General features: G+C 71.6%; 21 protein-coding genes, 1 tRNA gene and 1 pseudogene. 4 read left to right on the plus strand and 19 right to left on the minus strand.

Annotated elements, in window-relative coordinates:
• Positions 1–288 precede the first annotated feature (288 nt).
• The 10 genes from AB0M59_RS49375 to AB0M59_RS49420 form a co-directional block, all read right to left on the minus strand.
• The gene (locus AB0M59_RS49375; RefSeq protein ID WP_364629954.1) at positions 289–1,293 is read right to left on the minus strand and encodes a sugar phosphate isomerase/epimerase family protein; all 1,005 of its coding nucleotides are present in this window, start codon (positions 1,291–1,293) and stop codon (positions 289–291) included.
• Between the two features lie 22 nt (positions 1,294–1,315).
• The gene (locus AB0M59_RS49380; protein ID WP_364629957.1) at positions 1,316–2,686 is read right to left on the minus strand and encodes a nucleotide pyrophosphatase/phosphodiesterase family protein; all 1,371 of its coding nucleotides are present in this window, start codon (positions 2,684–2,686) and stop codon (positions 1,316–1,318) included.
• The gene (gene eboE / locus AB0M59_RS49385) at positions 2,683–3,810 is read right to left on the minus strand and encodes a metabolite traffic protein EboE (RefSeq protein WP_364629960.1); all 1,128 of its coding nucleotides are present in this window, start codon (positions 3,808–3,810) and stop codon (positions 2,683–2,685) included. Before eboE ends, AB0M59_RS49380 begins: the two co-directional genes overlap by 4 nt.
• A complete protein-coding gene (locus AB0M59_RS49390; RefSeq protein ID WP_364629963.1) occupies positions 3,807–4,658 on the minus strand; it encodes a TatD family hydrolase in 852 nt (283 codons plus the stop codon). Before AB0M59_RS49390 ends, eboE begins: the two co-directional genes overlap by 4 nt.
• Positions 4,658–5,203, minus strand: a complete 546-nt coding sequence (locus AB0M59_RS49395) for an EboA domain-containing protein (RefSeq protein WP_364629966.1) — start codon at positions 5,201–5,203, stop codon at positions 4,658–4,660. Before AB0M59_RS49395 ends, AB0M59_RS49390 begins: the two co-directional genes overlap by 1 nt.
• Complete coding sequence (locus AB0M59_RS49400) at positions 5,200–6,021, minus strand: sugar phosphate isomerase/epimerase family protein (protein ID WP_364629969.1); 822 nt, start codon at positions 6,019–6,021, stop codon at positions 5,200–5,202. Before AB0M59_RS49400 ends, AB0M59_RS49395 begins: the two co-directional genes overlap by 4 nt.
• Complete coding sequence (locus tag AB0M59_RS49405; protein ID WP_364630035.1) at positions 6,018–6,845, minus strand: SCO3242 family prenyltransferase; 828 nt, start codon at positions 6,843–6,845, stop codon at positions 6,018–6,020. The genes AB0M59_RS49400 and AB0M59_RS49405 overlap by 4 nt, the downstream gene beginning before the upstream one ends.
• The gene (locus AB0M59_RS49410; protein WP_364629972.1) at positions 6,842–7,957 is read right to left on the minus strand and encodes an inositol-3-phosphate synthase; all 1,116 of its coding nucleotides are present in this window, start codon (positions 7,955–7,957) and stop codon (positions 6,842–6,844) included. The genes AB0M59_RS49405 and AB0M59_RS49410 overlap by 4 nt, the downstream gene beginning before the upstream one ends.
• 308 nt (positions 7,958–8,265) lie before the next feature.
• A complete protein-coding gene (locus AB0M59_RS49415; protein ID WP_364629975.1) occupies positions 8,266–9,537 on the minus strand; it encodes an ROK family transcriptional regulator in 1,272 nt (423 codons plus the stop codon).
• A 399-nt stretch (positions 9,538–9,936) separates the two neighbouring features.
• The gene (locus AB0M59_RS49420) at positions 9,937–10,386 is read right to left on the minus strand and encodes a MarR family transcriptional regulator (protein WP_364629978.1); all 450 of its coding nucleotides are present in this window, start codon (positions 10,384–10,386) and stop codon (positions 9,937–9,939) included.
• A gap of 258 nt (positions 10,387–10,644) precedes the next feature.
• Between AB0M59_RS49420 and AB0M59_RS49425 the strand changes: the two are divergent.
• Positions 10,645–10,911 (plus strand): annotated as a pseudogene (locus AB0M59_RS49425) (MFS transporter); the annotation flags it as partial.
• A 23-nt stretch (positions 10,912–10,934) separates the two neighbouring features.
• Positions 10,935–11,768: an aldo/keto reductase gene (locus AB0M59_RS49430; RefSeq protein ID WP_364629980.1), complete on the plus strand. Its 834-nt coding sequence runs from the start codon at positions 10,935–10,937 to the stop codon at positions 11,766–11,768.
• 72 nt (positions 11,769–11,840) lie between these two features.
• Here the strand turns inward: AB0M59_RS49430 and AB0M59_RS49435 are convergent, their stop codons facing one another.
• The 5 genes from AB0M59_RS49435 to AB0M59_RS49455 all read right to left on the minus strand — a co-directional run bounded on the left by AB0M59_RS49435 (position 11,841) and on the right by AB0M59_RS49455 (position 15,608).
• Positions 11,841–12,680, minus strand: coding sequence for an SAM-dependent methyltransferase (locus AB0M59_RS49435; protein ID WP_364629983.1), 840 nt, complete (start codon positions 12,678–12,680; stop codon positions 11,841–11,843).
• 137 nt (positions 12,681–12,817) lie between these two features.
• On the minus strand, positions 12,818–13,912 hold the full coding sequence (locus tag AB0M59_RS49440) for a hypothetical protein (RefSeq protein WP_364629985.1): 1,095 nt from the start codon (positions 13,910–13,912) through the stop codon (positions 12,818–12,820).
• A gap of 57 nt (positions 13,913–13,969) precedes the next feature.
• Complete coding sequence (locus AB0M59_RS49445; RefSeq protein WP_364629988.1) at positions 13,970–14,332, minus strand: DUF4180 domain-containing protein; 363 nt, start codon at positions 14,330–14,332, stop codon at positions 13,970–13,972.
• A complete protein-coding gene (locus tag AB0M59_RS49450) occupies positions 14,329–15,183 on the minus strand; it encodes an alpha/beta fold hydrolase (RefSeq protein WP_364629991.1) in 855 nt (284 codons plus the stop codon). The genes AB0M59_RS49445 and AB0M59_RS49450 overlap by 4 nt, the downstream gene beginning before the upstream one ends.
• Positions 15,180–15,608, minus strand: coding sequence for a helix-turn-helix domain-containing protein (locus AB0M59_RS49455; RefSeq protein ID WP_364629994.1), 429 nt, complete (start codon positions 15,606–15,608; stop codon positions 15,180–15,182). The genes AB0M59_RS49450 and AB0M59_RS49455 overlap by 4 nt, the downstream gene beginning before the upstream one ends.
• Before the next feature lie 157 nt (positions 15,609–15,765).
• Between AB0M59_RS49455 and AB0M59_RS49460 the strand changes: the two genes are divergently transcribed.
• Positions 15,766–16,182, plus strand: a complete 417-nt coding sequence (locus tag AB0M59_RS49460) for a hypothetical protein (RefSeq protein WP_364629997.1) — start codon at positions 15,766–15,768, stop codon at positions 16,180–16,182.
• Positions 16,183–16,234: 52 nt separating this feature from the next.
• Here the strand turns inward: AB0M59_RS49460 and AB0M59_RS49465 are convergent, their stop codons facing one another.
• The 3 genes from AB0M59_RS49465 to AB0M59_RS49475 form a co-directional block, all read right to left on the minus strand.
• Positions 16,235–16,399: a hypothetical protein gene (locus AB0M59_RS49465; protein ID WP_364629999.1), complete on the minus strand. Its 165-nt coding sequence runs from the start codon at positions 16,397–16,399 to the stop codon at positions 16,235–16,237.
• A gap of 123 nt (positions 16,400–16,522) precedes the next feature.
• Positions 16,523–17,065 carry a type 1 glutamine amidotransferase domain-containing protein gene (locus AB0M59_RS49470; RefSeq protein ID WP_364630002.1) on the minus strand — a complete coding sequence of 181 codons (543 nt, stop codon included), beginning with the start codon at positions 17,063–17,065 and terminating at the stop codon, positions 16,523–16,525.
• Between the two features lie 80 nt (positions 17,066–17,145).
• Positions 17,146–18,699, minus strand: coding sequence for a SpoIIE family protein phosphatase (locus AB0M59_RS49475; protein WP_364630005.1), 1,554 nt, complete (start codon positions 18,697–18,699; stop codon positions 17,146–17,148).
• Positions 18,700–18,838: 139 nt separating this feature from the next.
• Between AB0M59_RS49475 and AB0M59_RS49480 the strand changes: the two genes are divergently transcribed.
• Positions 18,839–23,500 (plus strand): HAMP domain-containing protein, encoded by a 4,662-nt coding sequence (locus tag AB0M59_RS49480; RefSeq protein WP_364630038.1) that lies wholly within the window; start codon positions 18,839–18,841, stop codon positions 23,498–23,500.
• On the opposite strand, the gene AB0M59_RS49485 is transcribed toward AB0M59_RS49480, so the two are convergent.
• Positions 23,455–23,525, minus strand: a tRNA-Gly gene (locus AB0M59_RS49485). The two genes, AB0M59_RS49480 and AB0M59_RS49485, sit on opposite strands and share 46 nt — an antisense overlap.
• Positions 23,526–23,583 lie beyond the last annotated feature (58 nt).

The raw sequence follows: 23,583 nt of genomic DNA on the forward strand, positions 1-23,583 counted from the left end.
CCGGTTTCGATCACCTTCCGACGGGGCTGGCGGTCACCCGTTGAACAGAAGTCTCGGCGCGTGCCGCACCGGACGACACGCGTACTCGGATGGACGACACGCGTGCCTGGACGGACGACACACGTGTCCGGAGGGTCGACACGCGTGATCAGAAGGTCGACACGCGTACCGAGGTCGGGGCAGCGGCACGGCGGCGGGCCGTACCACGAACCGGTGCCCTGAATGAGTCATTCAGGTCTTGGGAGGTCCTGAATGACTCATTCAAGACCTTTGGCGAGTCGCGATACCTTATTTCTTCGAGGAGAAGGCGGCGTCGAACGCCGCCGTGGGTGGGGTGAAGTTGAGCTTGCGGACGAACTCCAGCGCTTCCGGTGCGCCGATCAGCCGGTCCATGCCCGCGTCCTCCCACTCGATGGAGATCGGGCCGTCGTAGCCGATGGCGTTGAGCATCCGGAAGACGTCCTCCCACGGGACGTCGCCGTGGCCGGTGGACACGAAGTCCCAGCCGCGGCGGGGGTCCGCCCAGGGCAGGTGGGAGCCGAGCCGGCCGTTGCGGCCGTTGAGCTGCTTGCGGGCCTCCTTGCAGTCGACGTGGTAGATGCGGTCCTTGAAGTCCCACAGGAACCCGGCCGGGTCGAGGTCCTGCCAGACGAAGTGCGACGGGTCGAAGTTCAGTCCGAACGCCTCCCGGTGGCCGATGGCTTCGAGCGTCCGGACGGTGCTCCAGTAGTCGTAGGCGATCTCGCTCGGGTGCACTTCGTGGGCGAAGCGCACGCCGACTTCGTCGAAGACGTCCAGGATCGGGTTCCAGCGATCGGCGAAGTCGGCGTACCCGCGCTCGATCATCGACGGCGGCACCGGCGGGAACATCGCCACCGTGTGCCAGATCGACGAGCCGGTGAACCCGACCACCGTGGACACGCCGAGCTTCGCCGCGGCGCGGGCGGTGGCCTTCATCTCCTCCGCCGCCCGCTGCCGGACGCCCTCGGCCTCGCCGTCGCCCCAGATCCGCGCGGGCAGGATGGCCTCGTGCCGCTCGTCGATCGGGTGGTCGCAGACGGCCTGGCCGAGCAGGTGGTTCGAGATCGCCCACACCTTGAGGTCGTACTTGGCCAGCGTCTCCAGCTTCGCCTGGACGTAGCCGTCCTCCGCCAGCGCGCGATCCACTTCGAAGTGGTCGCCCCAGCAGGCGATCTCGAGGCCTTCGTAGCCCCAGCCGCTCGCCAGCTCGCACACCTCCTCGAACGGCAGATCGGCCCACTGCCCGGTGAACAGGGTCAACGGTCGTGCCATGTCCAGACCTCCTGGAATGCGGTTACTCGGTACGGACAGCCGCCGCGAGCAGCAGCTCCTTGACTTCGGTGGCGCGGACCTTCTCGCGCGCGAGCGAGGGGTCCGAGCACAGCAGCACCGGCCCGTCCTCGGGCGCGTCGGGCAGCCGCCCGTGACTCCCGCGGACCGGCGCCGGGTCGAGCGGCACGACCTGCATCGAGTACCGCAGGCCGAGCTTCTTGCGGGCCAGCGCGGACGCCGCCTTCAGCTTCACCGCCGGGTCGTTCGGGTCGAAGAACAGCTCGGCCGGGTCGTAGCCGGGCTTGCGGTGGATTTCGACGGTCTTCGCGAAGTCCGGCGCGCGGTCGTCGCTCAGCCAGTAGTAATACGTGAACCAGGCGTCCGGCTCGGCGATCGCGACCAACTCGCCCGCCCGCTCGTGGTCGATACCTATTCCTGTCTGCCCGTCACGGTCGAGGACGGCGTCCACTCCGGACAGTCCGGCGACGACGTCCCGCACGCGCGGGATGTCGGCGGGGTCGGCGACGTAGACGTGCGCGACCTGGTGGTCGGCCACCGCGAACGCCCGCGACGTCCACGGGTCCAGGTACTCCATGCCCGCCTGGACGTACACGTTGAGCAGGCCCTCGCGGCGCAGCGCGCGGTTGATGTCGACCGGCCGGCTCGCGTTCGTGATGCCGTACTCCGAGAGTGCGACGACGGTGTGGCCACCCGCGGCCGCTTGATCGAGCAGCGGCTTCAACGCGGCGTCGATCTCGCGGGCGGCCGCCGCGGCCTGGGGTGCGTCCGGGCCGAAGCGCTGGAGGTCGTAGTCCAGGTGCGGGACGTAGACGAGCGTGGTGTCGGGCTTGTCCTCGGCCATGATCTTCTGCGCCGCCGCGATGATCCACTTCGACGACGTGATGGCGGCCGTCGGTCCCCAGTAGGTGAACAGCGGGAACTCGCCGAGCGCGCCGACCAGGCGGTCGTGCAGCTGGGGCGGGTGGGTGTAGGCGTCCGGAGACTTCTTGCCGTCGGCGTGGTAGATCGGCCGCGGGGTCACCGTGAGGTCGACGTCCATGCCCATCGCGTACCACCAGCAGACGTTGGCGACCTGGTGGCCGGCCTGCGCGCGGCGGGCGGCGTCCCAGAACTTGTCGCCCTGCACCAGCCGGTTGTGCTGACGCCAGAGGAAGATCTCGCCGAGGTCGCGGAAGTACCAGCCGTTGCCGACGATGCCGTGCTCGGCCGGCTGCAGCCCGGTGAGGAACGTCGACTGCACCGAGCACGTGACGGCCGGGAACACGGTGTCGAGCTGCGCGGTGAAGCCGGGTTCGGCCATCTTGCGCAGGTTGGGCATGTGCGGGAGCAGCCGCGGCGTCAGCCCGACGACGTCGATGACCAGCAAACTCATTCCGAAACCTCTTTCAAGCCCAGTTCGACAAGGGAACGCCGGGTCCAGTCCAGCTCGGCCGCGATGCCCGCGACCAGCCCGGCGTCGTCGGCGGGTGCGTCCGGGAGCACCTGCCAGGTGTAGGTCTCGACCTCGACGTGGTCGGTGCGCGCGCTCGCGCCGCCGAACAACTCGGCCAGGGTCCCGGCCAGCACCGGCCGGGTCGACGTCAGCGGCGGGGCCGGGTCGGCGTGGAGCGGCACGTGGAAGTGCACGCGCCACGGCGCCTCGCCCGGAAGCTCACCGGCCAAAGCGAGATCGAGGTCGTCGGCGCCCGGCGGAGCGCCTTCGTTGCTCTGGTGCAGGAACCGCGGTTCGACGAACGACTCCAGGGCCTTCCGCGTCGCCGGGTCGACCGGGTTCGCGGCCTCCAGCGCGGCCGATGCCTGGAGCTTGACGACGTCGAGCCCGGCCGCTTCGAGCCGGCCCAGCGCGGCCGCCGGGTCCTCGAACCCGACCGCGAGGTGGCACGTGTCGAGGCAGACGCCGAGCCAGTCCTTGTCCACTTCGGACAGCAGCGACGCCGCCTGGGCGGTCGTCTCGATGACGCACCCGGGCTCGGGCTCGAACGCCACGCGCACCGGACGGTCCTGCTTCGCCAGCCCCTCGGCGAGCAGCTCGAGCTGGCCATGGTCGTCCCGCCATTCGGTGCGCCAGCCGAGCGGCAACGTCGAGACGCTGCCGCGCACGGCGTCCTCCGGCATCAGCTCGGCGAGCAGCCCGGCCAGGTCGAGGGTGTACCGCGTCCGCTCGGGCGTGGACCAGTCCGGCCGGTAGACCTTGTGCTTGACGACCGGGTCGTGGAAGCCCTGGTACGGGAACCCGTTGAAGGTGACGACTTCCAGGCCGCGCGTGGCCAGCTCGCCGCGAAGCCGGGACACCGCGCCCGCGTCGGCGACCAGCTCGCTCGCCACCGGCCGGGCCAGCCACAGGCCCAGCCCGAGGCGGTCGACGCCCAGGCGTTCCCGCACCGGCTCGCCGAAGCGGGCCAGCTGGGTGAGCACGCCGTCGAGGTCCTCGGCCTGGTGCACGTTGGTGCAGTAGGCGAGGTGGACGACCGTGCCGTCGGAGTGCCGGAACCTCACTTGCGCGCACCTCGCAAGATCGAGTTGCCCGCGAACTCGGCGTCCGCAGTATCCGATTCCAGAGCGAGCCGCCCGCTCTGGCCGTAGAACTCGACGGGGTTGCGCCACAGCACCCGGTCGACGTCGTCCTCGGTGAAGCCGGAGGCCAGCATCGCGTCGCCGGTCTTGCGGGTCTTGAGCGGATCGCTCTTGCCCCAGTCCGCGGCCGAATTGACCAGCACGCGCTCAGTCCCGTATTCGCGCAGGATCGCCACCATCCGCTCTTCGTCCATCTTCGTGTCCGGGTAGATCGAGAACCCCATCCAGGAGCCCGACTCCTTGACCATCGCGACGGTCACCTCGTTGAGGTGGTCGAGCACCACCCGCTCGGGCGCGATGCCGGACTCGCGGACGACGGCGATGCTCCGCTCGGTCCCGGCCGCCTTGTCGCGGTGCGGGGTGTGCACCATCGCGGGCAGCTCGTGGTCGATCGCCAGGGCCAGCTGCGCGGCGAACGCCTTGTCCTCCTCGGCGGTCATCGAGTCGTAGCCGATCTCGCCGACCGCGACCACGCCGTCCTTCTCCAGGTAGCGCGGCAGCAGGTCGAGCACCGGCGCGCAGCGGGGGTCGTTGGCCTCCTTGGGGTTCAGCGCGATCGTGCAGTGGTGGGCGATGCCGAACTGGCTCGCGCGGAACGGCTCCCAGCCGACCAGCGCGTCGAAGTAGTCGGTGAAGCTGCCGACGTTCGTGCGCGGCTGACCCAGCCAGAACGCCGGTTCGACGAGCGCGCGGACGCCGGCGGCGTGCATCGCCGCGTAGTCGTCGGTGGTCCGGGAGCTCATGTGGATGTGCGGGTCGAAGATGCGCATCAGGCGTCCTGTTCGTTCAGCAGCGGGAGGAGGTCGGCGGGCACGGCGCGGCCGGCGGCGGTGCGCTCGGCGGCGAACGACCGCATCATGCGCAGCAGCTCCTCGTCGGTCCGGCGGTCCAGCCCGGCGACCTCGGCCAGCGGGATGCCCATGAAGACGCACTTGAGGACGCCGTGGCGGTAGGCCGAGTCGTCCAGGTGCTCGGCGGCGTACTCCCCCATCGCCGCGGTGACGAGCCGGGTGTCGTTGGTCCTCAGGGCGTCGGCGACCAGTTCGAGCCCGGCGTCGCCGATGTCCACAACGGACAGTCCACGGAGGACGGCCCGTTTCTCGGCGGCGTCGCCGTAGCGGTAGAGGTCCGGCATCTCCGCGGCCGCGCCCGGCGCCGCCTGGAGCAGCCGGACCCGGGCCACGTCGTCGACCGTCCAGCCCGGCGTCTCCGCCGGACCCCGGCCGACCCGGCGGCCGACGCCCGGGAACAGCGTGCGCAACGCCGTCGCGTCGGCGGCGACGTCGTGCAGTGCCTTGTCCAGCCAGGCATTCACGTCGCCACCGCCTTCCGCAGGAACTCCAGGGACTCGCGGGCAATCTGCGGGGCCGCGTGGCTGTCCCGCGGCAGTTCCACGGCGACCAGCCCGGGGTACGGCGACAGCGCTTCCAGCACCGGCGGGAAGTCGATCTCGCCCCGCCCGAACTCCAGGTGTTCGTGCGTGCCCCGGCGCATGTCGTCGATCTGGACGTTCACCAGCCGCGGCAGTGCACGCCGGACGCAGTCGGGCACCGACGCGGACTCGTTGCACCGGCAGTGCCCGATGTCCAGCGTCAGCCCGAACCGCTCCGGATCGCCGAGCCGTCGCGCCAGCTCGAAGTAGCCGTCGAGGTCCTCGACGAGCATCCCGGGCTCCGGCTCGAACCCGAGCTTCACGTCGTGTTCGTCGGCCGCCTTGAGCACGTCGGCACACCCGGCGACCAGGTGGTCCCAGGCGTCCTCGGTGGTGAGATCGGCGGGCTTGTTGCCGCTCCAGAAGGACACCGCTTCGGCGCCCAGGTCCGCGGCGATCTCGACCGCGCGGGTCAGGAACTCGATCCGGCGCGCGCGGTCGGGGTCGAGGAACGTCGGCGAGTGCTTGCGCCACGGGTCCAGCAGGAACCGGGCGCCGGTCTCGATCACCACGGCGAGCCCGAGCCGGTCGAGCTCGGCGGCCAGCGAGGCGACGCGGCGGGCGAGGTCCGGCCCGAACGGGTCGAGGTGCTGGTGGTCGAGCGTGAGCGCGACGCCGTCGTAGCCGAGGTCGCCCAGGACGCGCAGGGCGTCGCCGAGGCGGTGGTTGGCGAAGCCGTTGGTGCCGTACCCGAACCTCATGTCGGCGACACCCTCCGGCTCAGCGCCCGCGCGATCGGGAACGCGGCGGCGACGGCCAGCGCCGAGCGCCACGCGCCGGTGCGGGCGATCAGCCCGGCCTGCAGCGGGATCATGCCGTGGATCCCGGCGCCGACGGCCCGGCGGATCTTCGCCGCGGCCGGGTCGCGGACGGCGTCGTACTGCGCCCGCCCGGTGGTCAGCGCGTACGTGCCGAGCAGGGCCGAGGCCAGCGGGCCGACGCGGCCGGCGGCGACGCGGACCCCGGCCGTGGCGGCGAGGGTGGCCGCCGGCAGGGCGGGCTTCGCACCGTCCACTTCGGACCTTGACAACGTCGTCACCGCGTAGGTGTGCGCCCCGACCGTCAGCGCCGCCGGCACGGCCGCCCGGGCACCACCCGCGCCGAGCAGCACGTCCAGGGCCCGGGCCGCGGCCATCGCGGCCGGCCCGAACACGGTCTCCTTGAGCACGAAGTCGTACGCCCAGACGGTCGCGGCCAGCGGCAGCGCGACGCGCAGCGCGTGCTTCCCGCCGGCGGCCGCGGCGATGCCCAGCCCACCCGCGGTCAGCCCGGTCGCCACGCCGAGCGCGGTCCCCGGCTTGATCCGGCCGGACGGAATCGGCCGCTCGGGCCGTTCCATCGCGTCGAGGTGGCGGTCGGCGTAGTCGTTGAGCGCCATGCCCGCCCAGTAGATGCAGACGGACGCGCCGGTCAGGGCCAGCGTCCGGCGGCCGAAGGGCCAGCCCGAGGCGGCGGCCCCGGCGACGGCGTCCCCGGGCACGGTCAGCGCGGCGGGCGCGCGGACGAGCTCGACGAGCGCCTTCACCGGTTCGCCCACTCGCGCAGGGCCGCGTACTGCGACGCGAGGTCGTGCGGGCCGTCGCCGACCGGGTCCTTGAAGAAGAAGCCGAACTCGGCCACCGGCCCGGCGACGCCGTCGCGGCACGCCTTGCCGGTCAGCCGGGCGAGGTCGAGCACCAGCGGCGCGGCGAGCGCGGAGTCGCAGCCCTGCCAGGTGAGCTGCAGCGTCATGCGCGTGCCGAGGAAGCCTTCGAACAGCACGTGGTCCCAGGCGGTCTTCCAGTCGCCGAGGGCCGGGACGTAGTCGATGTGCACCTCGCCGTCGACGTCCCGGCCGAGGTTCTGCGACAGCACCTGCTGCTTCGACGCGTTCTTGCTCGACGCCGCGCCCGGGTCGGCGAGCGTGGCACCGTCGCCACCGCCGAGCAGGTTCGTGCCCGACCACGATCGGACGTCCAGCGCGCGCTGGGCGAACATCGGCGCGAGCACGGACCGCAGCAGCGTCTCGCCGGTCTTGCCGTCCCGGCCCGCGTACGGCTGCCTGGTCGCGCGGGCGAGTTCGTCGAGCGCGGGCAGCCGCGCACCGGTGGAGGGGGTGAAGTCGACAAAGCCACAGCCGGCGCGGAAAGCGGCGTAGGCGTACATCGCGCTCGGCGGCAGCACGTCGTCGTCCAGCGCCGCTTCCAGCGCGGCCAGGGAGGCGTGCGCCGGGTGCGGCGCGCACGGCGGTTCGGTGGAGGAGACGTTGAGGACGACGACGTGGTCCAGACCCTCACCGAACGCCGTCAAGTCGGCGATGATCCGGTCGATCGCCGCACGTCCGCCGCCGTCCGGTGCCGGGCGTAGCCGGGCTTCGGCGGCTTCGAGGTCGGCGCTGATCGGACCGGGCAGCGTCGACGGCAGCACGCCCGCCGCCACCAGCTGCTCCGCCCGCTTGACCAGTGGTGTGCCGACGAGGTCGTGACCGCCGAAGACCAGATCTCCCAAGCCGGGCAACGGCGCCCCGGCGAAGTCCGGCAGTTCGGTCACGCATCCCGTGCGCGCCGCCAGTCCCGCCCGCATCGCGGCGGCGCCGGCGATGGCCGTGGTGGCCACCGATCCCCGCGCCCCGATCAGCCAGACACCGATCTTCCCCATGCTGTTCCTCCAGTTCGGCAGATTCAGCCCGCGCCGTTCGCCCCCGGCGAGACGCGGGTCAAGACACTGCTCGCCGCGGTGCGCCCGCCGGCCGCGGCGAGCGCGGTCCCCCCCGGGCGCGCAGAGGTCCACCCGGACTACATCGCCGCAGTCGATCAAGTGTTTCCCCGCTCCCACGCGAAGACCGCGGAGCACCGGGTCGCCGTGGCCGGCGATTCCCGGCCCGCCGGGTCTTCGGGCCCACTCACCGGCGATGGCTCGGCCGGCCGGGCCGGGCTCCTGGCCGATACCGGTCACCTCCACGAAGCTCATCCGCTGTCCCTTTCCGGCCGCACCGGCACCAGTGCCGGATCGTCGAACACCGCCTGCAGCGCGACATGCGCGCCGCCGCGCGAAGCCGCGGAAAACCCGAGCCAGGACAGCTCGACGCGGCAGCCCCCGATGCCGGGGGCGATCACCCGGGCCGCCAGCTCGGTCAGCATCGGGCCGAGCAGGTACGGGCCCAGCTGGGCGAAGTAGCCGCCGAGCAGCACCACGCGCGGGTTGAAGACGTTGACCAGCACGGCCGCGCCGACCCCGAGGCCGGTGCCGACCTGCGCGAGCGCGTCGAGCGTCCGCTTGTCCTTCAGCTCGGCGCGGCGGCGGATCATGTCGAGCCGTTGTTCGAGGTCGAGCGACGGGTCGTGCACCGGGTCCGCGGGCGACGCGGCGAGCCGCAGCATCCCGGCCATCCCGACGAGCGTCTCCCAGCAGCCGCGGCGCCCGCACCCGCAGACGCGGCCCGCCGGGTCGACCTGGATGTGCCCGACCTCGCCGGAGAACCCCTCCGCGCCGCCGAGCAGCCGGCCCCCGGAGATCACGCCGCCGCCGACGCCGATCTCGCCGGTCAGGTACACGAGGTCGGCGGTCCCGGCCATGCTGCCCATGGCGTACTCGCCGAGCGCGCCGAGGTTCGCGTCGTTGGCCGTGCGGATCGGGAACGACGGCGGCCCGAGCCGCCGGGTCAGCCGGTCGGTGATCCCGCGGACCACCGGGACGTCGGTCCAGTGCAGGTTCGGCGCGAGGGCGACGGTGCCGCTCGTGACGTCGACCAGCGCCGGGATGCCGACGGTCACGCCGGCCGGCGTGACCCCGAGCCGGCGGCATTCCCGCAGCGCCCGCGCGGTCAGCTCCGCGCCCGCGTCGAGCACCTTCGCGACGGGAAGCGCTTGGACGTCGAGCGCCACGCGTTGTTCGAAGAGCACGGCGCCGGTGAGGTCGAGGGCGAGCGCGGTCAGGTAGTCGACGTTGATCTCGACGCCGATACCGCCGACGCCGCGGCCGTCCAGCTCGACGATCGTGCCCGGGCGCCCGACCGCGCCGGCGCGTTCCCGCTCCCCTTCGCGGGCCAGCCCGCGCTCGACGAGCTCCGCGACGAGGCTCGAGACGGTTCCCTTGTTCAGCCCGGTGTCCGCGGCGATCGCCGCGCGCGAGCGGGGTCCCGCGTCCCGCAGGTGCCGCAGCACCAGCGCCAGGTTGCTCCGGCGGACGGCGGCCTGGTCGGCCGGGCGCACCGGTTTGAGCGAGAAGGAGGAGTCCACGCCGACACCACCCCGGTTCGTCTGGTGGTTCAACAAATTAGGTGCGGCGAAACGATCGGGTCAACGAGGGCGCGCGGCGACTTTCGTGGACAAAAGCCACAGAAATCGTTCTGACCAGCGAAACTATCGAACGCAGGCAGCAAAAGGGTCCCTCGGATGGAGCAGGGGTTCGGGTGCGCGACCACCCCAATCCCGCCGCCGAACGGGACCGCCGTTGGTCGTGTACCGCTGATCGGGACCGTGCCGGGTTTCGCTCCGGACCGCTCGAAAGTGTCGGCGCAGCACCGAAACTTTCCGCAACTCCCGCCGGCGCCCCAAGGTGGCCTTCGGTGCGTTCAACGCACCCAAGGTGGCCTTCGGTGCGTTGAGCGCAACCAAGGCCGCCTTGGGGCGCTCGGGTCAGGGGGCGAAGGTGAGTGTGCCGAGCGCGGCGACCAAAGGCGCCAGTTCCGGCAGAGCCTCGGCTTCGGTCAGCGCTTCCGCCAACGTCGTGTCGTGGGTCGGGCGCGCCGCCGTCAGCAGGGCCCGCCCCGCCGGCGTCACCTCCGTGTAGATGCCCCGGCGGTCGTCCGTGCAGAGGTAGCGGGCCAGCAGCCCGCGGCTCTCCAGGCGCGTGACCAGCCGGGTGGTCGCCGACTGGCTGAGCACCACCGCGTTGGCCAGCTGGTTCATCCGGAGGTGGAAGCCGTCCTGGCGGCCCAGCGCGTCGAGCACGCTGTACTCGCTCACCGACAGCTCGTGGTCGCGCTCGAGCGCGCGCTGCAGCCGGTCCTCGATCCGCGCGTGCAGCGCGGCCAGCGTGCGCCAGCCCTGCGCGCGGGCTCCGACGGCGTCGTCGTCCAGTGACACGGTTCACCTCTCCCGGACTTGCCGCATACGTCTGCGCGCGGCACCATCAAGCCTGCGCAATATACGGCGCGTGCAACTATCTCGGACGCTTGTAGTTGCTCACGCCCGTAACCAGTTTACCTCCGGAAGAGGGAAGTCCATGCCCGCCGCTCTGCTCGCCCGCGCGATCAGCGCTTTCGGGATCGGCGCGCGAGTCTTTCCGGGCCTTCGCCCTGGGCCGGGGGCTCCGCCACCCGGAACCCCCGCAAGAGGGTGGGCCCGCCGCTGCGGGCCCGCGTGATGGCCAAGGCCGAAGGCGCCCCGGCGCTGGCGTCGGCGGCGAACATCGCCGCGTTCACCCTCGGCAACGCCGGCGGCGCGTGGCTCGGCGGCCAGGCCATCGAAGCCGGCCTCGGCTACACCGCGCCCAACTGGATCGGCGCCGTGCTCGCCGCGGCGGGCCTCGCCGTGGCGCTCGTCTCCGGCCTGCTCGATCGCAAGGCCCCGGCTAGTTTCGCAGCCGGGGAACGGGTACCCGCCCGATGAACCACCCACCGAAAGGAACCCTCGTGACCAGCGTGCCCGTGATCGAACTCAACAACGGCGTGCGGATGCCCCAACTGGGCTACGGCGTGTTCCAGGTCCCGGACGACGAGACCGCCACCGCCGTGAAGGCCGCGCTCGAAGCGGGCTACCGCAGCATCGACACCGCCGCCGTCTACGGCAACGAAAAGGGCGTCGGCCAGGCCTTGGCCGGTTCCGGCATCGCCCGCGACGAGCTCTTCGTCACCACCAAGCTGTGGAACTCCGCCCAGGGCTACGACTCGACGCTCAAGGCGTTCGACTCGAGCATGGACAAGCTGGGTCTGGAGCAACTGGACCTGTACCTGATCCACTGGCCAACGCCCGAGCGCGACAAGTACCTCGACACCTGGAAGGCGTTCGAGAAGCTGCACGCCGACGGCCGGGTCCGCGCGATCGGCGTGTCCAACTTCCAGCCCGCGCACCTCACGCGACTGCTCGACGCGGCCGACGTCGCGCCGGCGGTCAACCAGATCGAGCTCCACCCCTACCTGCAGCAGCAGGAGGTCCGCGAGTTCGACGCGAAGCACGGGATCGCGACCGAGGCGTGGAGCCCGCTGGCCAAGGGCGGCTCGCTGCTGGGCGACCCGATCATCGCTGACCTGGCGGTGAAGCACAGCCGCACGCCGGCGCAGATCGTGCTGCGCTGGCACCTGCAGCTGGGCAACGTGGTGATCCCGAAGTCCGTGACGCCGTCGCGGATCGAGGAGAACTTCGACCTGTTCGGATTCACCCTGGCGGAGGAGGAACTGGAGTCGCTGACGCCGCTGGACCGCGGTGAGCGCACCGGCCCGGACCCGGACACCTTCAACGCCGCCTGACCCGCCCGGGAAAGCCGTGAATGGCACATTGAGGGACTCAGAGTCCCTCGATGTGCCATTCACGGACTTGCGTCACTGCTTGCGGGCGACTCCGCCCAAAGTGAGGAAGTTCAGCTCGCTCAGCGGGTGGATGCGGGGGCCGTCCGGCCACCATTCGTGCAGGTAGACCAGCCCCGGCCGGAGTATTTCGGTGCCCTCGAAGAACGCCGTGATCTGCTCCCGGGTGCGGTGGACGCTGCCCAGCCCGGTGCCCTGGAAGCTCGTCTCCAGCAGCCGCGCCAGCTCCTGGCGCGGCGAGTCCTCTTCGGGGTCGAAGTTGTGCGTGAGCAGCAGGTACGAGCCGGGCGCGAGCGCCGCCACGTACTCCGCGACGATCGACTTCGCGCGCTCGAAGTCGTCGATGTGGTGGACGATCGACGTCAGGATCAGCGCCACCGGCCGCGAGAAGTCGAGGTAGTCCTTGACGACGTCGTCGGCCAGCGTCTCCGCCGGGTGGGTCAGGTCGGCGCCCGTCACGTGGGTCAGGTAGTTCTCTTCGAGCAGCGCCCGGCCGTGCACCTGCACGACCGGGTCGTTGTCGACGTACACCACCTGCGCGTCCGGGTTGTACCGCTGGGCCACCTGGTGGGTGTTCTCCGCCGTCGGCATGCCCGAGCCCAGGTCGAGGAACTGGTCGATGCCGCGTTTCCCGGCGAGGAACCGGACCGCGCGCACCAGCCAGTCGCGGTGCTCCTTCGCCATCGTGCGCGCGCCGGGCGCGATCGCCAGCAGGCGCCGCATCGCTTCGCGGTCGACCTCGTAGTGGTCGTGGCCGCCCAGCAGTGCGTCCGACAACCGGGCCAGGCTCGCCTTGGAGAAATCGAGGGAAGCGGAGCCGCCCTCGGTTCCGGACCGCAGGTCGCCAGGCGTCATCGACTGTTCTCCCTCGTCGTGTGGCGCCGGCCCCTGCCCGGGCCCGGCCACCTGTGTCCGGCAACGGACAGTGCTCAGACTACGACATGCCGTTCACCAAGTGAACCGGGCCGAAGGGCCTTGACTGCCAGGCACAACTACCCGATCAGCACTTCGCGCCAGTGGTGTCCGCCATCCGTGGTCCGGTACAGAGCGGATCCGCCGTCGGCGTCGGGCTGGCCGTCGACGACCACGCCGGTGCCCCGGCCGGGGAAGTCGAGATCGGTCAGGCTGAGCCCGCGGTCGGACAGCACGGTCGTCGTCCAGGTGCGGCCGCCGTCGGCGGTGCTGTGCAGGAACCCGGTGCCCCCGCCCTCGGCCGCGACCGTCGCGGACGCCGGTGAGGCCGCGCCGAAGCCCTGCGTGATCCCGGCGAAGGGCGCCGCGTCAGCCCCGCTGAACGTCCCGCCGAGCTTCGGCGCGTGCCGCAGCTGCCGCTCGGTCGCCCCCGGCTGCGGCGAGCCGGGGCTGCTGCTGCAGAGCGCCACGACCTGCTGGTCCCGCACGCCGGCGAGCGAAGCGACCGACCCCGCCGGGCACGGCGGTTCGGCCGGGGCGAAGCGGACGCCGTCGCGCGAGGTCCAGTACTTCTCGGTGCCGTAGTCCGCGCCGAGCGCGACCTGCAGGCCGCCGCCGACGGCCAGGTCGCCGTAGGTGATCCCGCCACCGGCCGCGAAGCCGGGCACCGGGGCCAGCACCGGCGAGCCGGCGACGCCGGAGTACAGCCGTGTCGAACCGTGGCCCTCGCCGAAGGTGGTGAGGACGGCGAAGACCCGGCCGGCGGTTTCGGTGATCTTCGAGAGGTAGTAGGGCTCCCGCGCGCCGGCCAGACCGACCGGGTGCCAGCTCGCGCCGCCGTCGCGCGTCGTGCGCACGTGGACGCCGTCGCTGACGTACGCGACGCGGTCGCCGGCGAACGTCAGCGCGACGTGGTTGTGGTTGTCCGGCAACGCCATCGGCGGCGCGCCCAGCCGGCGCCAGTGCGTTCCGCCGTCGGTGGTGCCCAGCAGCGCCGGGCACCACGACTTCGCGCACGGCGAGTACCCCAGGACGTATCCCGTGTCCGGGCCGGTCCAGCTCGTCGAAGCGGGCCGGAACCCCGTGGGGACAACGGTTTCCGCCGTCGCGGGCGAGACGGACACGGCGAGGAGGGTGAGGACGGACGCGAGCAGCGCCGGGATTCTCATGATCACGTGGACGTGCCGCGCGGGGCGGGGTTGCCCGCCCCGCGCGAGGTTCCACCGCGCGGCTCAGCGCGCCGCGGCCAGCCGCGCGTCGAGCTCCGCGAGGTCGGCCACGAACCAGACGTTCCGGCCCCGGTTGGACTCCCGCACGACGTCCCGGAAGGCGGTGCTCGCCTCGACGTGCTCGCGGACGTCGCCGAGCAGCACCAGCCGGAAGCCGTACTGGACGATCTTCGAGAAGAAGTGCCCGATGAGCTTGGTGTGCATGTCGAAGAACCGCGCGGGGAACCGCTCGACCGGCACGACGAGGACGTCCACCCCGTGGCCGTAGGTGGCGCCGACGAGGTCGACGGCGTCCTGCTCGGTGGCCAGCTCGGGCCCCTCGGACGGCACGAACCACACCCCGGTGCCGTGGCGCTGGTCGATCACGAGGCTTCTCCCCTCAGGAATTCCGCGGCGGTCCCGGCCCAGCCGGGCAGGAAGTGCCCGGCGTCTTCGGCCAGCCGGACGTCGGCGTCCGGGAGGGCCTGCCGCAGCTTCGCCGCGGCGTCGCGCTGGTCGAGCAGGACGTCGTGCGCGCCGAAGTGGGCCTGCACCGGCATCGTCAGTGCGCGCAGCCGCTCGACCGGGACGACCGGGATCGGCTCCAGCCGCGGCTTGAAGTGTTCGAACGTCGCCAGGGTGAACTCGCCGACCGCGCGCCGCCCAGGGTCGGCGGGACCGCCCTTCGCGACCATGGCCAGCGAACGCCGCCGTCCCCAGGCGCCGAACAGGCTGTAGGCGCCGAACTTGAGCAGCGGTGCGACCCGGCGGCGGCCGATCCCGGCCGGGTTGACCAGCACCAGCGCCGTCACGCGGCCCGGTCGGCGCAGCGCGTGGTCGAGCGCCCACCAGCCGCCCAGTGAGGCGCCGAGGAAGGCCGCGCCCGGCAGGTCGAGCGCGTCGAGGACGTCGTCGAGCCACTCGGCGTAGGCCGGCGACCCGAGCGGCGGCCGGGCTTCGACGGTCCGGCCCGGCTCCCCGGGCGCGTCGACGGCGTACACGCGCAGGTTCTCCGCGAGCGTCGCGATGTCGGGCAGCCAGTGCGCGGCGGTGCCGCCGGAGCCCTGCAGCGCGACGACCGGCGGGGCACCTTCCGGGCCGGAGACCACGGCGAAGGTGTCGCCGAGGCGGGTCTCGAGAGTGCGTGACTCGAACGACACGGGCCAGCGGCCGAGGAGGGCGTCGTAGCCCCGCCGGACCGCCTCCGCGCCTTCGGCCGAGCGGTAGACGGTGGTCATGTCAGGCCCTCGGTGAACGAGGCCACGAAGCGCAGCAGCTCCGCGCCGGCGGCGAGGTCGCCGAGCACGATGATCTTCATGGTGGCGCGCTCCTTGTCGTAGACGGTCTCGACGCGCAGGGGCCGCTCACCCCCGTCCCGCGGTCCGTTCACCGACGCGACGACCACGGTGGCGATCCGGTCGGCCGTCGCCCGGTCGACGCCGGTGACCTCGGCGACGCCCGAAAGTTCGGCCACGGGCCGGTCCGGCCGCGGTTCGGCCACCGGCAGCCCGGTGAAGGCCTCGAGGTCGTCGGCGGCGATCCGGTACTGCTTGCCGATCCGCACCGCCTTGAGCCGCCCGTCCCGCACGTAGTTCCGGACCGTGCGGACGTGCAGCCCGAGCTTCGCGGCGACCTGTTCGACGGAGAAGACCTCCTGCGCCATGACCCTCCTTATGTTCCTCAAACTACCCTACCATGTCAACCCTCAGGGAAGTTTAGGGAACTTGCGGTTCACCCACCCGGGTCGCGGGTATTCCCCGGTGTTGGTCCCGCTCGCCCAGATACGTCCACATCGGACAGTCGAAAGGACGGCGACGTCGATGCCGTATCCCCCGCCCCCCGAGCCCTACGAACCGCCGTACGAACCGGCTCCGGCCGAAGAAGTCGTGGAGCGCACCCATCCGCGCATCCGGATCGTGCGCACGGTCAACGCCCTCATCCACCTCGTGTGCGCGGTGTTCGCACTGGTGCTCGCCGTGCACATCCTGCTGGTGTTCGGCGAGGCGAACGCGGCGAACGGCTTCGCGCACCTCATCTCGGAGTGGTCGTCCGGGGTCTCCCTCGGCCTGCGCAACCTCTTCACCCCGGACTCCGAGAAGTTCCGGGTGTTCTGCAACGACGGCCTGGCCGCGGTCATCTGGCTGGTCATCGGGGCCGTGCTGACCGACGTCATCACGCGCATCGGCGTGCCGGGACCCAAGCGGGTCTGGTATCGCCGCCGCAGCTACTACGGCTGATACGGGAGAAGCCGCCCCGGTCGCGACCGGGGCGGCTTCTTCGTGCGCTGGATCAATTCTGCCGAGGCTGTTCGGCGACCGTTTCGACGGGCTGCGGTTCCGGCCGGACCGGAACCTCGGCGACGTCGGCGGCCCGGGGAGCGGGGAGGTCTTGGGCGGCGACCACGTCGAAGTGCTCCCGGCACCAGCGGCCGTAGCGGCGAGCCTGCACTGTCATTGTGTCCACCTCCTCTCCGCGGGCGATCCTGGTCACACCCTCAGCGTCCTCCGACGGGGCGCCGAAAGCCAACAGATTTAAGCGGGACTTAACACACGGCCGGGTGAATGTCTACAAAGGACCTCAGCCCGCGAACTCCCGCACGACCGTCCGGCAGAACGCCGGCAGGTCGTCCGGGTTGCGGCTCGAGACCAAGCCGTTGTCGACCACTACCTCTTCGTCGACGACGGTGGCGCCGGCGTTACGCAGGTCGGTCCGGATGCTGGGGTACGAAGTCAGCGTGCGGCCACGGACGACATCCGCTTCGACGAGCGTCCACGGACCGTGGCAGATCACCCCGACCGGCTTGCCCGCCCGCACGAAGTCGCCGACGAACTTGACCGCTTCGCCGTTCGTCCGCAGGTTGTCGGGGTTCATCGTGCCGCCCGGCAGCAGCAGCGCGTCGAAGTCGCCGATGCCGACGTCGGCCACCTTCCGGTCGACGGAGAACTTGTCGCCCTTGTCGATGTCGCCGTTCATCGCCTGGATCTCGCCGGAGTCCAGCGACACGAGCTCGACCGTGGCGCCCTCGTCCAAGACGGCCTGGCGCGGCTGCTCCAGTTCGACCTGTTCGACGCCGTCCGCGGCCAGGATCGCGACGCGGCGGCCTTGCAGTGCGTTCGCCATGAGATTCCTGTCGTCGGGATCAATGCACGAACGAATTACCCGCTCCCGAACTGGCCAAACTCGGTCTGCCTGGAGGTAGATCAGTCCGAGCATTCGATTGCCAGCACGGCGATATCGTCGTGGGCCGAGCTGCCGAGCCAGTCGCGCACGGCCTGCCGCAGCCGCCGCACGACCTCGCGCCCCGGCTGGCCCGCCGCGGTCGCCAGCACCGCACGCAGCCGGTCGTCGCCGAACAGCTCCGTCGGGTCGTGCCGGTTGCGGGCCTCGGTGATGCCGTCGGTGTAGAGCAGGCAGACGTCGCCGCGCTCCAGCCGCACCTCCGCCTCGGCGAACCGGGCCTGCGGCGAGATCCCGACCAGCGTCCCGGGGACGGTGACCTCTTCGACCACGCCGCCCCGGCGGACGATCAGCGGCGCGGGGTGCCCGCCGGAGGCCAGCGTCAGGCCGACCCCGCCGTCGGACGGCCGGGCCGTGCCGAGCACCAGCGTGGCGAACCGGCTGCTGCCGCCGGCGATGAGCAGTTCGTTGAGCAGGCGCAGCAGCGTCCGGCCGTCGCGCTCGACCATCGCGAGCGCGGTCAGCGCGTGCCGGACCCGCCCGGTCAGCGCCGCGGCCTCGGCGCCCTTGCCGCAGATGTCGCCGAGCACCAGGAACGCGCTGCCGTCGCCGTGGTCGAGGACGTCGAAGAAGTCGCCGCCGACCGCGAGCACCCCGGCGGCCGGCTCGTACCAGGTCTCGAACCGGGCGCCGTCGAGCTCGGGCGGGTCGACCGGGCGCAGCGTGGTCTCCAGGCCGCGCGTGGCTTCTTCCTGGCGGGCGTAGCGCTGCGCGTTGGCCAGCGCCGTCCCGGCCGCCTTGGCGAACTCGACGACCGCGCGGCCCTGTTCGGCGCCGAAGTCCGGGTCCGCCTTGCGGCCCAGCAGCAGGGCGCCGGTGACGCCGGCACTGACGCTCGGGCCCAGCGACACCACCGCCACCTCGGCGTGCCCGGCGAACCGGTCGGCGACGACCGAGGGCAGGGTGGCGACCTCGGGCGCGGGAACCGGAGCCGGCTGGGGCTTGCCGGTGGCCGCGAACGTCGCCGCCAGCACCGGCGCGACCTGCGCCGGGACCCGGCGGATCCGGCCGTGGCCGTGCGCCGACGGGCGCTCGCAGCTCCACCACTCCCACCGGCCGCGGGTGGTCGGCAGCAGCACGAAGACGGTCTCGGCCAGCGCGGACGCGGCCAGCTCGGCGATCACCCGCGCGGTGCCGTGGCGCCCACGCGCGGCGGCCAGCCGCGGGCCGGCCTCGGCGAGGAAGTCGCCGACGTGCCGCTGCGGGACGTCCTCCGCCGGGACGGTCCAGGCGTGCCAGCCGCCCGGAAGGGCGCGGATTCGGGCGGGACGACGATTACCCGCCACCTCGACGTGGCCGGAAGTCTCGGCGATCGGGTGCAGCCGCGGCTCGGCGCCGCCGGTCAGCGTCCGCGCGGCCGGGTTCGCCCAGCGCAGCACCCCGTCGGCGTCCTGGAGGAACACCGCGTCGCGCACGTCTTCGAGGACGGCCCGCCCGAAGGCGTCGAAGCCCGGCGGTGCGTCCTCACCGGTCATCGGTGGCAGGGCCGCCGAGGCCGGAGCCGGACGTGACACCATGCACGGACCTCCTGCCTCCGGACTGCTATCGCACGGCTACCGCGTGAGCGGGCGGACTGGCTCGAAGTGTAGGGCGAATCATGACACGCTGGGTCGAGGACCATGGCTGGCGCATGCGTGGTGGAGAGGGTCGGCACACATGACAACGGAATCCCAGAGCGAAGCGGCGGCGCTGGAGCGGCTGCTCGTGGCGGTGCGGGATCTCGGGGACGGCAACTTCCGCCGGCGGCTCGTCCCGCACGGCGACGGCATCTCGGCGCAGCTCGCGGTCGCGTTCAACGACATCGCCGAACGCAACCAGCGGCTGGTCAGCGAGCTGCTGCGGGTGCGCGCGGCCGTCGGCCAGGACGGCAGGCTGAGCGAGCGGCTGGAGGCCGAGGTCGGCCCGGGCGGCTGGAGCACCGCCGTCGACAGCGTCAACGGCCTGGTCGAGGACCTCACGCGGCCCACGATCGAACTGGACCGCGTGCTCGGCGCGGTCGCGGAGGGTGACCTCTCCCAGCCGATGACCATGACGCTGGACGGCCGCCCGCTGCAGGGCGCGTACGCGACGCTGGCGAAGACGGTCAACGGCCTCATCGCGCAGCTGTCCCGCTTCGCCGCCGAAGTGACGAGGCTCTCCGGCGAGATCGCCGGCGAGGGACGTCTCGGCGGCCAGGCGGTCGTCCCGGGCGTGTCCGGCACCTGGCGCGACCTGACCGACTCGGTCAACGGGATGGCCGACAACCTCACCGACCAGGTCCGCAACATCGCCCAGGTCACCACCGCCGTCGCGCGCGGCGACCTGACCCAGAAGATCACCGTCGACGCCCGCGGCGAGATCCTCGAGCTCAAGAACACGATCAACACGATGGTCGACCAGCTGTCGTCGTTCGCCGACGAGGTCACGCGCGTCTCCCGCGAGGTCGGCTCCGATGGCAAGCTCGGCGGCCAGGCCCAGGTCGCCGGCGTCGCCGGGACGTGGCGCGACCTCACCGACTCGGTCAACCAGATGGCTGACAACCTGACCGACCAGGTCCGCGGGATCTCGCTGGTGGCGACCGCGGTGGCCAACGGCGACCTGACGAAGAAGATCGACGTCGACGCCCGCGGCGAGATCCTGCAGCTGAAGAACACGCTGAACACGATGGTCGACCAGCTCTCGGCGTTCGCCGGGGAGGTCACGCGCGTGGCGCGCGAGGTCGGCAGCGAGGGCAAGCTCGGCGGCCAGGCCGAGGTGGCCGGCGCGGCCGGGACGTGGCGCAGCCTCACCGACTCGGTCAACGGGATGGCCGACAACCTCACCGACCAGGTCCGCAACATCTCGCACGTGACCACGGCCGTGGCGAAGGGCGACCTGACCCAGAAGATCACCGTCGACGCGCGCGGCGAGATCCTCGAGCTCAAGACGACCATGAACACGATGGTCGACCAGCTGTCCGCCTTCGCCGACGAAGTCACCCGCGTCGCCCGCGAGGTGGGCACCGAGGGGCAGCTCGGCGGGCAGGCGCAGGTCCCCGGCGTCGCGGGCACCTGGCGCGACCTCACCGGGTCGGTGAACTTCATGGCGAACAACCTGACCACCCAGGTCCGCAACATCGCCCAGGTCGCCACGGCCGTCGCGCGCGGCGACCTGACGCAGAAGATCGCGGTGGACGCGCGCGGCGAGATCCTCGAACTCAAGACCACGCTCAACACGATGGTCGACCAGCTGTCCGCCTTCGCCGACGAAGTCACCCGAGTGGCGCGCGAAGTCGGCACCGAAGGCAAGCTCGGCGGCCAAGCCACCGTGCCCGGCGTCGCCGGGACCTGGAAGGACCTCACCGACAACGTCAACTTCATGGCGAACAACCTGACCGACCAGGTCCGGAACATCGCCACGGTGACGTCGGCGGTCGCGAAGGGCGACCTGACCCAGAAGATCTCGGTCGACGCGCGCGGCGAGATCCTCGAACTCAAGACCACGCTCAACACGATGGTCGACCAGCTGTCCGCCTTCGCCGACGAAGTCACCCGAGTGGCGCGCGAAGTCGGCACCGAAGGCAAGCTCGGCGGCCAAGCCACCGTCCGCGGCGTCGCGGGCACGTGGAAGGACCTCACCGACAACGTCAACGTCATGGCCACCAACCTGACCGACCAGGTGCGCAGCATCGCCACGGTGGCTGCCGGCGTGGCCAACGGCGACCTGTCGAAGAAGATCTCCATCGACGCCCAGGGCGAGGTCGCGGCGCTGGCCGAGACGCTCAACGGCATGGTCGAGACGCTGCGCGCGTTCGCCGACGAGGTCACCCGCGTCTCGCGCGAGGTCGGCACCGAAGGCATCCTCGGCGGTCAGGCGCGGGTCCCCGGTGTGGCCGGGACCTGGAAGGACCTGACCGAGAACGTCAACTTCATGGCGCACAACCTGACCAGCCAGGTCCGCAACATCTCGCAGGTGACCACCGCGGTCGCGAAGGGCGACCTGACGAAGAAGATCGACGTCGACGCCCGCGGCGAGATCCTCGAGCTCAAGACCACGATGAACACGATGGTCGACCAGCTCTCGGCGTTCGCCTCCGAGGTCACGCGTGTGGCGCGCGAGGTCGGTACCGAGGGCAAGCTGGGCGGCCAGGCCGAGGTCGGCGGGGTGTCCGGCACCTGGCAGCGGCTCACCGAGAGCGTGAACCAGCTGGCCGGGAACCTGACCACGCAGGTCCGCGCGATCGCGCAGGTGGCGACGGCGGTGACCGCGGGCGACCTGACCCGGCACATCGCCGTCGACGCGTCCGGCGAGGTCGCGGACCTCAAGGACAACATCAACCAGATGATCGCGAACCTCAAGGAGACGACGAGGACCAACACCGAGCAGGACTGGCTGAAGACGAACCTCGCCCAGCTGTCCGGCCGGATGCAGGGGCACCGCGACCTGGCGTCCGTCGCGGCGCTGATCCTGTCCGAGCTGGCCCCGCTGGTTCGCGCCCAGCAGGGCGCGTTCTTCCTGGCCCGCGACGACGACCGCGACGGCACGGTGCTGGAGTGCATCGCCGCGTACGGCCTCGCCCAGTCCCGCGCCGGCCTGCGGTTCGCGATCGGCGAGTCGCTGATCGGGCAGGCCGCCGTGGACCACCGCACGATCCTGGTCCACAACGCGCCGCCGGAGTACGCGCTGGTGTCGTCCGGGCTCGGCTCGGCGGCGCCGGTGAACCTGATCGTGCTGCCGGTGCTGTTCCAGGGCGAGGTGCTCGGGGTGCTGGAGCTGGCCTCGGTCAACGAGTTCAGCACGGTCCACCAGGACCTGCTGGAGCAGCTGCGGCACACGATCGGCGTCAACGTCAACACGATTCTGTCGAACTCGCGGACCGAAGCGCTGCTCACCGAGTCGCAGCGGCTGGCCCAGGAGCTGCGGGCGCGGTCGGAGCAGCTGCAGGCCCAGCAGGGCGAGCTGCGGCGGTCCAACACCGAGCTGGCCGAGAAGGCCGCGCTGCTGGCCCAGCAGAACCGCGACATCGAGGTCAAGAACAGCGAGATCGAGCAGGCGCGCCAGGAGCTGGAGGAGCGCGCCGGGCAGCTGACGGTGGCGTCGCAGTACAAGACCGAGTTCATGGCGAACATGTCGCACGAGCTGCGCACGCCGCTGAACAGCGCGTTGATCCTGGCGAAGCTGCTGTCGGAGAACCCCGAGGGCAACCTGACGGAGAAGCAGATCCAGTTCGCGAAGACGATCTACGCGGCCGGGTCCGATCTCCAGCAGCTGATCAACGACATACTGGACCTGGCGAAGGTCGAGGCGGGCCGGCTCGACCTGCAGATGACCGACATCACGCTGCCGGAGCTGGTGGACTACGTCGAGTCCCTGTGCCGCCCGCTGACGGCGGACAAGGGCCTGGAGTTCGCGGTCCACATCGACCCGCCGGTGCCGGGCAGCGTCCACACCGACGAGCACCGCCTCCAGCAGATCCTCAGGAATTTGCTGTCGAACGCGGCGAAGTTCACCGACGAGGGCCGCGTCCGCCTCCACATCCGGGCGGCGGACCCGGCGGAGGTGGAGCAGGAAGCGCTGCGGAACGCGCCGGGCATCATCGCGTTCGCGGTCGAGGACACCGGGATAGGGATCCCGGAGGAGAAGCTGGCGGTGATCTTCGAGGCGTTCCGCCAGGCGGACGGCACGACGAGCCGCAAGTACGGCGGCACGGGCCTCGGGCTCAACATCAGCCAGCAGCTGACGGAACTCCTGGGCGGCGAGCTGCGCGTGGTGAGCGAGCCGGGAGCGGGCAGCACGTTCACCCTCTACCTCCCGGTAGCGGCCTCCAACCTGGTCGACCCGGCCGTGACGGCGTTGTCGTTGCCCCGCCTCCCGCCGGTCCCGAGCACGGTCCTGGTCGCGGCCCCGGACGTCACACCGAAGCGCTTCCACGGCGAGAAGGTCCTGATCGTCGACGACGACCTCCGCAACGTGTTCGCCCTGGCAGCGGTCCTGGAGCAGGCGGGCCTGGAGGTGGTCTACGCGGAGACCGGTGTGGACGGAATCCGGGCCTTGGAGCGCCACGAGGACACGGCGCTGGTGCTGATGGACGTGATGATGCCGGAACTGGACGGCAACGCGACGATCGCGGCGATCCGGGCGGAAGCGGCCAACGCGGACCTGCCGGTGATCGCGGTGACGGCGAAGGCGACCCAGGAGGACCGGGCCCGCACCCTGGCCAGCGGCGCGGACGACTACATCACGAAGCCGGTGGACACGGACAAGCTGCTGGACGTGATCGCCGCATCCCTCGAAGCGGACGCTGCGTCGTTCGGAGCGGGTGACGGGAATCGAACCCGCGTAGCTAGTTTGGAAGACTAGGGCTCTACCATTGAGCTACACCCGCGTGCCCCCGAGGTACCCGGGTGCGTGGTCAGCTTAGCGTGACCCGCTAGGCTGACCAC

The organism is Amycolatopsis sp. NPDC051371, assembly GCF_040682155.1.
GTDB lineage: Bacteria > Actinomycetota > Actinomycetes > Mycobacteriales > Pseudonocardiaceae > Amycolatopsis.